Origin of the sequence: Microbacterium sp. ZW T5_56 (assembly GCF_044987425.1) — a bacterium.
In the GTDB taxonomy this organism is placed as follows: domain Bacteria; phylum Actinomycetota; class Actinomycetes; order Actinomycetales; family Microbacteriaceae; genus Microbacterium.
On record NZ_JBJDRI010000020.1, the window covers coordinates 34,610 to 47,011 of the forward strand.

Sequence of the window (12,402 nt, forward strand, 5' to 3'; positions counted from 1 at the left end):
ACAGAACATGAAGCGGAAACGACCATTCGTCCGGTTCCCGGTTCTGCCGTAACCGCGTCGTGAAAATCTCAATCCGTCACTGCCCGTGCGCTCCAGCAGGCGCGACGGCGACCCAGAGACGGGATCGCAAACGGGTGCACCCCCTGTGACGCATGTCTACGACGAAAGGGATAGGCCAATGAAGGCCCTGCCAAAGAAAGGCATCGCGCTGGCGACCGGCTTCGGTCTCGCGATCACTCTGAGCGGATGCACGGGCGGCTCGCCCGAATCGGTGAACTCTGCGGAGTCCGCCGAATACACGAGCCGTGAGGTATCGGACGGAACCACCGACTTCATCATCGTCGAGAACCCGGGCGACGGCGCACAGCTCTCCTACAGCGCCGATGGCGGCATCGAGCTGATCGAGCAGAAGGCCGACGGCAAGACCTACGCCTTCAAGGACATCAACGGCAACGGCGACCTCGACACGTTCGAGGACTGGCGCGTCGCCCCGGCGGAACGCGCCGCGGCCTACGCGAAGACGCTGACGGCGGAGCAGATCTCCGGCCTCATGCTCTTCAGCTCGCACGAGCGCTCACCCGGCGATGGACTCACCGACCCGCAGAAGACCTACCTCTCCGAGTCGCACCTGCGCAATGTCCTCAACGCCGGCGGCTCCGACGTCGAGGAGAACGTCACCTGGGTCAACGCGATGCAGGCTTACGTGGAGACCCTGGCGACCGACGACACCCCCTACGTCCCGGCCAACTTCTCGTCCGACCCGCGTTCGGAAGCCCAGTCGGGTTCCACCTACACCGAGACCGGCACCGGCACGTCGCTCTGGCCGTCGGTGCTCGGACTCGCCTCCACTTTCTCGGCGGAGACCGTTGAGGAATTCGGCCGCATCGCGTCCGAGGAGTACCGTGCGCTGGGTATCTCCAACGCACTGAGCCCGCAGATCGATCTGGCCACGGAGCCGCGCTGGCTCCGTGTCTCCGGCACCCTGGGCGAGGATGCGGCGCTGGCCTCGGAGCTCGCCGCCGCGTATGTCACCGGCTTCCAGAGCACCTACAGCGAAGACGGCGAGAACCTCGGCTGGGGTCTCGACTCGGTCCCGACCACCATCAAGCACGCGCCGGGGGACGGTGCGGGCGAGGGCGGTCGTGAGTCGCACACGGCTGTCGGCAAGTACGCCGTCTTCCCGGGTGGCGGACAGGACAGCCTGGAGGCCGCAGGCTCGGTGTTCGCTGCCGCATCCGACTCGCTCGGCATGATGACGAACTACTCGATCATGCTCGACGGCGACGGCACCCCGCTGCTCGGCGACAAGGCCGTCGGCACCGCCTACAACACCGAGGCGCTCGCGTACATCCGCGACGAGATCGGCTTCCAGGGCGCGATCGTCACCGACTGGGGCGTCATGAGCGGCGCGAACGACGAGGGCGCGTTGATCGCGACCGCGTGGGGCGCCGAGGACATCGAGCCCGCCGAGCGCTACTTCACCGTGCTGAAGAACACCGTCGACATGTTCGGTGGCGTCAACGACGCGACGCACATCCTCGAGGCGTACGACCTCTGGAACGAGCGCTACGCGACGGGCGAGGTCGACGTCGACGCCGACACACGCTGGGCCGAGTCCGGCGCGCGCATCCTGACCGCCTACTTCGCGCCGGGCCTGTTCGACAGCCCCTTCGTCGACCTGGAGAAGTCGAAGGAGGCCGTCGGCAGCGCCGAGAACGTCAAGGCCGGCTTCGACGCACAGCTCGACTCCGTCGTGATGCTGAAGAACGACGGCACCGTCGCCGAGGGCGCGGACTGGTCCGACAAGACCGTCTACATCCCGCACACCTACGACATCGGCCACCCCGGCCTCTTCGGCCCGGCCGAGTACACCGAGGGCGCCACGCTCAGCATCGAGTCCGCCGAGGAGATCTTCGGAAAGGTCCTGACCGACACCGTCCAGCTCGACGCCGACGGCAAAGTCACCTCGATGACCGCGCCGGATCTCACCGACGTGGACGCCGTTCTGGTGGGCCTGCGCTCCCCGAACAACGGCAGCCCGTTCTCCGCGTCCGGCCACGACGCCGACACCGGCGAGTGGTACCCGTTCTCGCTGCAGTGGGCGCCCTACACCGCCAACGGCGAGAACGTGCGCAAGACGTCGATCGGCGGCGACACCCTCGCCGACGGATCGAAGGAGAATCGCTCGTACTTCGGCAAGACGTCTCGCATCTCGAACGCGGCTGACATCGACGCGTTCAACCGTGCCGTCACCGCCGTGGACGCCTCCGGCAAGGACATCCCCGTCATCACCATCGTGAAGGCGAACAACCCGGTCGTCCCCACGGAGTTCGAGGCGAAGTCGGACGTGGTCCTGGTCGGCTTCGGCGTGAGCGACCTCGCGACGCTCACGGTCGCCGCCGGCGCGCACGAGCCGCAGGGCCGCCTCCCGATCGGCTTCCCGATCGACATGAACGCCGTCGAGGCGCAGAACGAGGACGTCGCCGAGGACACCACGTCCTACGTCGACGCTGAGGGCAACGACTGGAAGTTCGGTTTCGGCCTGGACTACCAGGGCGCGATCACCGAGTAATCACGACACCGCCGGGGGTGGTCCGCCGAACGCGCGGATCACCCCCGGCACACGGCAGGGCCCGACGACAGCGGGCAGCGCGATCCGGACGCGCGCCACGAAGCACCGGAATCACAGCAGGAGAAGGAGCAGAGAAATGAACACCACCCAGATCAAGACCGCAGCACTTGCCACCCTGATCGCCCTCACCGGCACCTTCGGGCTGGCCGCGTGCTCGACCGACAGCGCGGCCGACGCGCCCGCCGCGTCGTCGACCGAGGAAAGCACCGTCGACGTCGCCGCCGATCTCGAGGGCGCACGCCAGGCCATCGAGGACGCGCTGGCGACCGACCCGAGCTGGACCCAGGTCATGCTCGCTGGCGATGTCACCCAGCCCACCCAGAAGTACGGAATGCTCGTCATGCCGTTCGTGAAGTCCGATGCGGCCAAGCGCGTCACCGGGACCGTCGCCATCGCAGACGGCAAGTACGTGATCGAGGCGGTGTCGGCGGAGAGCGGCAAGACCTGGCAGATCGACCAGGACGGCACCATCACCGAGGCCGCCAAGTAACGCCACCCCGACGTCGCACATCCGAGGAGAACCGAAGTGAACGCACGACCGGCTGCTGCCGGCGGGGCACCGAAGCCCCGCATGTCCAATAAGAAGTACCTGGCGATCTGGATCCCGGTGATCGCGCTGGTGAGCATCATCACGGTGGTCGCCAACATCGCGATGAACGTGGCCACGGGCTGGATCGCCTCGCAGCTCGGCACCGGCACCTACACCTTCACGAACTCCGAGGAGTCGAAGGACTGGGACACCACCTACTACGAGGCCGATTACGACACCATCGAGGACGTGGACGCCGCGTCTCTCGCGCTGGTCGAGGAGATCGGTGCCGGCGGCATCGTCCTGGCCAAGAACAACGCGACCGCTCTTCCGCTGGCCGCCGGTGCCCAGGTCACGATGCTCGGTCGCGCCGCCGCTGACCCCGTCTACGGCGGTTCGGGTTCCGGTTCCGTCGACACCAACTCGGCGGTCACGGCGCGCATGGGCATCGAGAACGCCGGCTTCGGGGTGAACGACCAGGTCTTCTCGGCCATCGAGGCGTTCGCTGCGGAGAACCCGCGCGGCTACATCGAGATGGACAAGCCGGACGTCTCCACCTACAACATCGGCGAGCTGCCGGTCTCGGAGTACGAGGCGCAGGCCTCCTCCTTCGCGCCGTTCGGGGACGCGGCCGTGATCATGATCGGCCGCCCCGGCGGTGAGGGCGGCGACCTCGCCCAGGACATGACCGGCTGGGACGACAACGCTCAGCCCGGCCAGCACCAGCTGGAGCTGAACAAGGACGAGCGCGACCTGATCGCGCTGGCCAAGGCCAACTTCGAGACCGTGGTCGTCGTCATCAACGCCTCGACGACGCTGGAGCTCGGAGACCTGCAGAACGACGCGGGTGTGGACGCGATTCTTCTCGCCGGTTCCCCCGGTGCGACCGCGTTCAACGCGCTCGGACGCATCCTCAGCGGTGACGTCAACCCCTCCGGTCGCACGGTCGACCTCTGGGCGTCCGACTTCACGAAGGACCCGACGTACGCGAACTTCGGCAACTTCCAGTACAACAACGTCGCGCCGTCCTACCCGGTGCCGGTGACCGAGTCCGCCACGTCGAACGCCGACATCACCGACGACGCCACCTTCGTGAACTACGCGGAGGGCATCTACTTCGGCTACCGCTACTACGAAACGGCCGCTGCCGAGGGCTTCATCGACTACGACCAGGCCGTCGTCTACCCGTTCGGCTACGGCCTCAGCTACACGAGCTTCGCGTGGCAGATCGCCTCCACTGAGATCGGAGCGGTCGATGGCACCATCGCGGTCACGGTGAACGTCACCAACACCGGTGCGATCGCGGGACGCGACGTCGTGCAGCTCTACTACTCGGCGCCGTACACGCCCGGAGGGATCGAGAAGCCCGAGGTTCTCCTCGGCGGCTTCGCGAAGACCGGGACCATCGAGCCGGGGGCCAGCGAGCAGGTCACCATCGAGATCGCCGTCGAGGACATGGCCTCCTACGACTACCTCGACAAGCAGGCGTACGTGCTGGAGGCGGGCGACTACGAGCTGAGCGTGCGCAGCGACTCGCACACGGTGGCCGCCGGCACGCAGCCGTTCACCTACGCGGTCGCCTCCGACGTGGTGTACGCCGGCGACGACCACCGTGCGTCCGACGAGACCGAGGTCACCAATCAGTTCGACGACGTCTCGGCGCAGTTCACCACGGAGAGGGAGGCCGGGAAGATCCCGGTGTTCTCCCGCGCAGACTTCGCGGGTACCTTCCCCACGGCTCCGACCGACGACATGCTGGTCGCCGATGAGGCGGTTGCCGCCGGCTTCGCGGTCTGGGATCACGAGGGTGCCGCCGCCGAGTTCGACGGCGACATGCCGACCACGGGCGCGAGCACCGATCTGTCGCTCATCGACATGCGAGGCCTCGCCAAGGACGACCCGAAGTGGAACGAGCTGCTGGACTCCCTGAGCGTGGGGGACATGACCTCGGTGCTGCTCAACGGCGCCTACCAGACGGCCGCGATCGGCTCGATCGGCAAGCCGCAGACCCTCGAGCCCGATGGCCCCGCCGGCTTCTCCTCCTTCATCAACTCCGCGATCAACGGCACGGCCTACCCGTCCGAGGTCCTCATCGCCCAGACCTGGGATGTTGAGCTCGGAGCGGCGATGGGAGTGATGCTCGGCAACGAGGCGATCTTCAAGAACATCAACGGCTGGTACGCGCCCGCCGCGAACCTGCACCGCTCGCCGTTCGCCGGCCGCAACTTCGAGTACTACTCGGAGGACCCGGTGCTGTCGGGCCAGATGCTCACCGCCGTCTCCAACGGGATCGGCACCAAGGGCGTCTACACGATGATCAAGCACTACGCGCTGAACGAGCAGGAGACCAACCGCGTCAACAACGGCATCGCCACCTGGGCCACCGAGCAGACGATCCGCGAGGTCTACCTGAAGCCCTTCGAGATCGCCGTCAAGAACATCAAGATGAACGTGAAGTTCCTCGCGGATGACGTGGGAACGGTCTCCGAGACGACGATCGGTGCGGCCGGCATGATGAGCTCCTTCAACCGGATCGGGGCGACCTGGGCCGGCGGATCGGTGGCACTCATGGACACGGTGCTGCGCGATGAGTGGGGTTTCGAGGGGTTCGCGATCACGGACTTCAACCTGTACCCGTACATGAACCCGAATGAGGGCATCAACGCCGGGTCGGATCTGATGCTCACCTTCCAGCCGTCGAAGTCGTTCAACGACTCCTCGTCCGCGAAGGCCGTGACCGACATCCGTCAGGCCACGCACAACATCCTGTTCACCGTCGCCAACTCCAACGCGATGAACGGACTGGCTCCCGGCGCGACCGTCAACTACACGCCGCCGGCATGGGTGGTCTGGCAGATCGTCATCACCGCGGTGCTCGGTCTGCTGATCCTCGGCGCCATCGTGATGGTGGTGCTCCGAGTGCGACGCCGGCGCGCCGCGATCGCACAGGCTGCCGCCGGGGCATGAGCCGTGACCGTCGGGTCGGACGTCTGCTCGCCGACCCGAGGGCCACTCCTTCCACCATCGTGACGACGGATGAGGGCATGAACCCCGTCGTCGAGAAAGATCCATCGTGAAAGACACCGCACAGCTCGTCAATGAGCTGACCCTCCTGGAGAAGGCCGCGCTGCTCAGCGGCGCGAACACCTGGGAGACCCGCGCGATCGAGCGCATCGATCTGCCCGCGATCTGGCTGGCGGACGGACCCCACGGCGTGCGCAAGCAGGTCGGATCCGCGGATCACCTCGGCATCAACGGCTCCGAACCCGCGACGTGCTTCCCCACGGCCGCCACGATCGCCGGCAGCTGGGACGATGATCTCGCGGAGCGGGTGGGAGCCGCGCTCGGCGCGGAGGCCTCCAGCCAGGGCGTCGGCGTGTTGCTCGGTCCTGGTCTGAACATCAAGCGCAGCCCGCTGGGTGGTCGCAACTTCGAGTACTTCTCCGAGGATCCCGAGCTGTCCGGGCGGCTGGCCGCCGCCTACGTGCGGGGCATCCAGTCGGCCGGAGTCGCCGCCACTCCCAAGCACTTCGCCGTCAACAGCCAGGAGCTGCGCCGCATGGTCAGCGACTCCGTCGTGGACGAGCGGACGCTGCGGGAGATCTACCTCACCGCTTTCGAGATCGTGGTTCGGGAGTCGGCGCCGTGGGCGATCATGTCGTCGTACAACCTCATCAACGGCACGTACGCCCACGAGAACACGCACCTTCTCCAGCAGGTGCTGCGCGAGGAGTGGGGCTTCCACGGTGCCGTCGTCTCGGACTGGGGCGGGGGAAACGACGCGGTGACCGCGGTGAGTGCCGGTGGCACGCTCGAGATGCCGTCGCCGGGCTTCGATTCGGCGCGCGCTATCGTGGCGGCCGTCGAAAGCGGTGAGCTGCCGATGGCCGATCTGGACGCCCGGGTGTCGGAGGTGATCGACCTGGTGCGCACGGTCTCGCCGCGAACCGCCGCGACCGTCGACCTCGATGCCCACCACGCGCTGGCACGGCGCGCTGCCGCCGAATCAGCCGTCCTGCTGCGCAACGAGGGTGGCATCCTTCCGCTCGGCGAGGGCACCACGGTCGCCCTGGTCGGCGACTTCGCGACAACGCCGCGCTTCCAGGGTGCGGGGTCCTCGCTGGTGAACGCCACGCGCGTCTCCACCCTCGTTGAGGCGATGGGCGCGTCGTCCACGGTGACCCTCGCGGGCACCGCCCAGGGCTTCCGTCGCGACGGCGGTTCGGATCCCACGCTGATCGCCGAGGCGGTCGCACTCGCGAGTCGCGCGGACGTGGTGGTGCTCGCCCTGGGGCTGCCGGAGATCGCCGAATCCGAAGGACTCGATCGCTCGACCCTGGCCCTGCCCGCTGATCAGGTCGAGCTGCTCGCCTCGATCCACAGCGCGAATCCGCGCACCGTTGTGGTGCTCAGCGCCGGTGGTGCCGTCGAGACGCCGTGGTCCGCGCACGCCGCCGCCCTCGTGCACGGCTATCTGGGCGGACAGGCGGGCGCGGAAGCGATCGTCGATGTGCTCACCGGGGTCGTCGAGCCGGGCGGGCGTCTGGCCGAGACGCTGCCGATCTCGCTGGCCGACACCCCGACCGCGGGGTCGTTCCCGAGCCGGGCACGCACGGCGGAGTATCGGGAAGGTCCGTTCGTCGGATACCGGCACTACGAGAGCGCCGCGGTTGATGTCGCATACCCCTTCGGCTACGGCCTCGGCTACACGACGTTCGCGTACCGCGACCTGGCCGTCGACGAGAACGGCGCTCAGGCCACGGTGACCAACACCGGTCTGCGCGCGGGAAGCGACGTCGTCCAGCTCTACATCGGTCGCCTTGGCGAGAGCGGTGTGCTGCGTCCGGTGCGTGAGCTCAAGGGCTACACCAAGGTCTGGCTCGAACCGGGCGAATCGCGTCGGGTCAGCCTCGCCTTCACCGACCGCACCTTCCGCTTCTTCGATGTCGGCAGCGACAGCTGGCAGGTGGAGGCGGGCGAGTATGAGATCGCCGTGGGTGCCAACAGCCAGGACCTGCCGCTACGCGCCACCATCACGCGCGCCGGAGTGTCCCTTCCGCTCCTGGACGAACGTCTCGCCACGGTGTCGACGGGCGGAGCGGATGACGCCGCCTTCGCGGTGATGCTGAAACGTGCGATCCCCGATTCTGAGTGGGGAAGCGGACCGTTGGAGGTCAACGACCCGATGGATCGGATGTCCGGCGCACGCGGTGCCCTCGGCCGCATGGCGTTCCGCATCCTCGATTCCCGCCGGCGCAAGGCCGAAGCCGCCGGCACCCCCGACCTGAACATCCTGTTCCTGCTGAACGGGCCGTTCCGAGTCATCTCCAAGATGAGCGGCGGGCTGGCCACCAGTCGGCTCACCGCCGCCGTCCTCACCCTCGTGAACGGACAGAGCGTCCGCGGGCTCGGACGGATCATCGGCGCCTTCTTCCGCGGACGACGCGAGGAGAAGGCCGCGAAGCGGGCTTTCGACGCCGCAGCCCAGAGAAAGAGTGCATGATGCTGACCGCTGTCAAGAACTGGTGGGGCGGGTTCCAAGAGCGCCGCCCGGAGCTGTCGAAGTTCCTCATGTTCCTCGTGCTCTCCAACGGCATCACGGTGCTGCAGCTGGCCCTCATGCCGCTGTTTCGCTGGGGATTCGCCTCTTTCACCGACTTCACCGACGTCAACTTCCGGGTGCTCCCCGTCGGGTCCAACGTCGACGGCAGCGCGTACTACATGTTCGATTACGCCGCCGGGGAGCTGCCGGCCGGCGGCGGCGGACTCGCGTACTTCCTCGCCGTGCAGATCACGCTGCTCATCGCCCAGGTGATCAACTTCTTCCTGCAGCGCAACATCACCTTCAAATCGAACACATCGATCTGGCGCGCCGCCTTCTGGTACGCCGTGGCCTACGTGGTGATCACCTTCATCGCCGCCGCAGCGCAGGGCTTCTACAAGGCGCCGATCTACGGATTCTTCATGGAGACGCTGGACTGGGGCTCGACCGGCTCGGTGGTGGCAGATGTTCTAACGATGATCATCAACGCCGCCATTTCGTTCTGGGTCTTCTATCCGATCTTCAAAGTGATCTTCCGACAGGTTCCGGCTACGGTCGAGGTCGTGGAACACGCGGATCAGAGCGGAGAGAGATGAGCTCCGTCTCCGGCACACTGGGTGGTGTGCCGCTGCTCACTATCGTCGTCCCCGCCTACAACGCCGACGCGTATCTGAACCGTGCGATGGGTGCGGTCGTCGATGTGGCGGGCGTCGAGGTGATCGTCGTCGATGACGGATCCACCGACCGCACGGGGCGACTCGCCGATGTGTGGGCGGCCCGGTATCCGGAGACGGTGCGGGTGATCCATCAGCCCAATGCTGGTCACGGCGGTGCGATCAACGCCGGCCTCGCGGCCGCACGCGGCGAGTTCTTGAAGGTGCTGGACGCGGATGACTGGCTTGATGAGGCATCGCTGCGGGCGCTGATGACAACGCTCGCGCACGACGCGGATGACGTGGATGTCGTGTTCACGGACTTCGTCCACGAGCGCGAGGGGAAATCGCCGAAGGTCGCCCGCTTCGACAACGTCTTCCCCGCGGGGCGCGAGTTCACCTGGCAGGAGACGGAGCGCTTCACCCGGCGCCAGGTGCTCATGATGCACGCGATCGTCTTCCGCACGCAGGTGCTGCGCGACAGCGGGCTGCACCTTCCTGAGCACACCTTCTACGTCGACAACCTCTTCGTGGTCACCCCACTCGTCCACGTGCGACGGATGCGCTATCTTCCCGTGCCCCTCTACCGCTACTACATCGGTCGAGCCGGCCAGTCGGTGGCGCCGGAGGTGATGGTGCGCCGCGTCGACCAGCAGCTCCGGGTGAATCGCCTCACGCTGGCCGAGCTGCCCTCACAGGCCGACGTCACGCGCGGCGACGTGCCGATCCAGCTCTATCGGGCACTGCTGCATCACCTGGAGGGTGTGTGCGCCGTCACCAGCGCCACCCTCGCTCGAGCCGGCACTCGGGCTCACCTCGCGCAGCGCGATGCCTTCTGGCGCGAGGTGAAGACGGAGAACCCCTGGCTCTACACCCGGATGCGGCGCACGCTCATCGGCGCGACGAGCAACCTTCCCGGGCATGCGGGTCGACGCGCGACGAGTTTCGCGTACCACGTCGCCCGCCGCGTGGTCGGGTTCAGCTGACCGATCACGGAGGAACACGAGTGATTCGGATCGGAATCGTCGAGGACGACGCGACGGCGGTGGAGCGGCTGCTGTCGCACCTCGACCGCTTTCAGCGCTCCAGCGGCGAACGCTTTCACGTGGGCGCCTTCCGCGACGGCGCGGACGTGCTGACGGATTACCGCTCCGACTGGGACGTGCTGTTCCTCGACGTGCAGATGCCGCGCGTCGACGGCATGACCGCGGCCCGACGCATCCGCGAGGTCGATTCCGAAGTCATCATCGTGTTCGTCACCGCTTCGCCGCACTATGCGGTCAGCGGCTACGAGGTCGATGCGCTCAGCTACCTCCTCAAGCCCGTCTCGTACACGTCGTTCGAGCACGAGATGAATCGCATCCTGGCGCGCCTGCAGCGCCAGCCGCGCAGCGAGCTGCTGTTCAACGCGACCGACGGCGTTCATCACCGCATCGCCGTGGATGACATCCGCTACATCGAATCCGTCCGTCATCGCATCGATCTGTACACGCTCGACACCGTGTTCAGCATCGCGACCACGGTCAAGGCGATGGAATCCGAGCTGGCAGGCAAGGGGTTCCTGCGCTGCCACAGCGGGCTGCTGGTCAACCTCCGTCACGTCACCGGCGTCGAGGGCAACGACTGCCGTATTCGGGGCGGCGGAACGCTGCCGATCAGTCGGCCGCGCAAGCGCGAGTTCCTGGCCGCTCTCGCCGAGCACGTCGGCTCCCGCGGAATCTCCGCGTGAACGAGGTCGCCGGCCCGGTTCTCGCCGAGATCCCCCGATCCCTGACCGCGGTGGCGGAGTGGGGCGCGTGCGCGGTGTATCTGCTGATCGCCCGGCGACGGTTCGCGCTCGTGCCCACCATCGGCGTCCTGGTGCTGGGGCTGGCCGTGCTGCTGGCCGTGCAGAGCTGGGCGGGCACGCTGCCGATCGCCTGGTGGATTCCCGGCATGTCCGTTGCCGCCGCGGCGATGTTCGGCTTCGTCTTCCTCGGCCTGGACTCGTCGGTCCGCGGCGCGGGATTCGTCGCGGCGCGCGCGTTCGTGCTGGCCGAGCTGGCCGCGTCGGTGTACTGGCAGCTCGACCGGTTCTACGCGGGGCGCGTGGACGGCGCCGTGCAGACGGTGGCGGCCGTGATCACCTATATCGTTCTGTTCGGGGCCGTCGCGCTGATGGAGCGCAACCAGTTCAACCGGGGTGCCCGGCTGGAGGCGAGCGGTGCGCTGTTCGTCGGTGCTGTCGCGATCGCGATCGCGACCTTCGGCATCTCCAACCTCAGCTTTGTGAGCGTCGACACCCCCTTCAGCGGCAGGTTTGGCAGCGAGATCCTCTACATCCGCACCCTGGTGGACCTGTGCGGGTACATCGCCCTGCACGTGCAGCTGCGGGTGCATCATGAGGCCATCGCCCGACGCGATGCCGAGGCGATGGCGCAGCTGCTGCGCAGCCAGCACGACCAGTACGAGATCACCCGACGCTCGATCGACGAGGTGAACCGGAAGCACCACGACATGAAGCACCATCTCGAGGCGATCCGGTCGGAGGAGGACGCCTCGGCGCGCTCGCGCATGCTGGATGACCTGGAGGATTCGATCACGCGATACGGCGCCGTCGTGCAGACCGGCAACCACGTGCTCGACGCGATCATGACCGCCAAGCTCTCCCGAGCGGGGGAGCGCGGGATCGAGGTCTCCGTCGTGGCCGATGGTCGGCTGCTGTCGTTCATGCGCCCGATGGAGCTGACGTCGTTGATCGGCAACGCCCTCGACAACGCCATCGAGGCGGCCGGGGCTCTCGCGCCGGGCCGATTGCGACAGATCCGGTTCGCCCTGTTCTCGCAGGACGACTTCACGATGGTGCGGATCGAGAACACCTTCGACGGCACGGTGCTGCGCGACGGTGACCGCATCGTCACCCGCAAGCGCGGGCGCGGTCACGGGTATGGCCTCCGCAACATCGAGACGGCGGCGGCGACCTACGACGGCGTCGTGTCCGTGAGCTCCGATGCGCAGTGGTTCTCCCTGCGGGTGCTCTTCCCCGCCCGGGCTCCGGTGAGCTGAC

The 12,402-nt window shown here is 67.3% G+C and carries 8 protein-coding genes; all 8 read left to right on the forward strand.

Annotated features, from left to right (window positions below; translation table 11 throughout):
• Positions 1–178: 178 nt before the first annotated feature.
• The 8 genes from ACI3KU_RS11145 (at position 179) to ACI3KU_RS11180 (ending at position 12,401) form a co-directional block, all read left to right on the forward strand.
• A complete protein-coding gene (locus ACI3KU_RS11145; protein ID WP_404922382.1) occupies positions 179–2,572 on the forward strand; it encodes a glycoside hydrolase family 3 N-terminal domain-containing protein in 2,394 nt (797 codons plus the stop codon).
• Positions 2,573–2,708: 136 nt separating this feature from the next.
• A complete protein-coding gene (locus ACI3KU_RS11150) occupies positions 2,709–3,122 on the forward strand; it encodes a hypothetical protein (protein ID WP_404922383.1) in 414 nt (137 codons plus the stop codon).
• A gap of 36 nt (positions 3,123–3,158) precedes the next feature.
• Positions 3,159–6,128 (forward strand): glycoside hydrolase family 3 C-terminal domain-containing protein, encoded by a 2,970-nt coding sequence (locus tag ACI3KU_RS11155; protein ID WP_404922384.1) that lies wholly within the window; start codon positions 3,159–3,161, stop codon positions 6,126–6,128.
• A gap of 106 nt (positions 6,129–6,234) precedes the next feature.
• Positions 6,235–8,664, forward strand: coding sequence for a glycoside hydrolase family 3 C-terminal domain-containing protein (locus tag ACI3KU_RS11160; RefSeq protein WP_404922385.1), 2,430 nt, complete (start codon positions 6,235–6,237; stop codon positions 8,662–8,664).
• Complete coding sequence (locus tag ACI3KU_RS11165) at positions 8,661–9,299, forward strand: hypothetical protein (RefSeq protein WP_404922386.1); 639 nt, start codon at positions 8,661–8,663, stop codon at positions 9,297–9,299. Before ACI3KU_RS11160 ends, ACI3KU_RS11165 begins: the two co-directional genes overlap by 4 nt.
• Positions 9,296–10,342, forward strand: a complete 1,047-nt coding sequence (locus ACI3KU_RS11170) for a glycosyltransferase family 2 protein (protein WP_404922387.1) — start codon at positions 9,296–9,298, stop codon at positions 10,340–10,342. The genes ACI3KU_RS11165 and ACI3KU_RS11170 overlap by 4 nt, the downstream gene beginning before the upstream one ends.
• 20 nt (positions 10,343–10,362) lie before the next feature.
• Entirely contained in the window at positions 10,363–11,085 is a 723-nt protein-coding gene (locus ACI3KU_RS11175; RefSeq protein WP_404922388.1) for a LytR/AlgR family response regulator transcription factor, read from the forward strand.
• Positions 11,082–12,401, forward strand: coding sequence for a GHKL domain-containing protein (locus ACI3KU_RS11180; RefSeq protein WP_404922389.1), 1,320 nt, complete (start codon positions 11,082–11,084; stop codon positions 12,399–12,401). Before ACI3KU_RS11175 ends, ACI3KU_RS11180 begins: the two co-directional genes overlap by 4 nt.
• Position 12,402 lies beyond the last annotated feature (1 nt).

Bases quoted from the DNA above. Each gene is read 5' to 3' on its own strand.
- ACI3KU_RS11145 (WP_404922382.1), top strand. From the start codon at position 179: ATGAAGGCCCTGCCAAAGAAAGGCATCGCGCTGGCGACCGGCTTCGGT.
- ACI3KU_RS11150 (WP_404922383.1), top strand. From the start codon at position 2,709: ATGAACACCACCCAGATCAAGACCGCAGCACTTGCCACCCTGATCGCC.
- ACI3KU_RS11170 (WP_404922387.1), top strand. From the start codon at position 9,296: ATGAGCTCCGTCTCCGGCACACTGGGTGGTGTGCCGCTGCTCACTATC.
- ACI3KU_RS11165 (WP_404922386.1), top strand. From the start codon at position 8,661: ATGATGCTGACCGCTGTCAAGAACTGGTGGGGCGGGTTCCAAGAGCGC.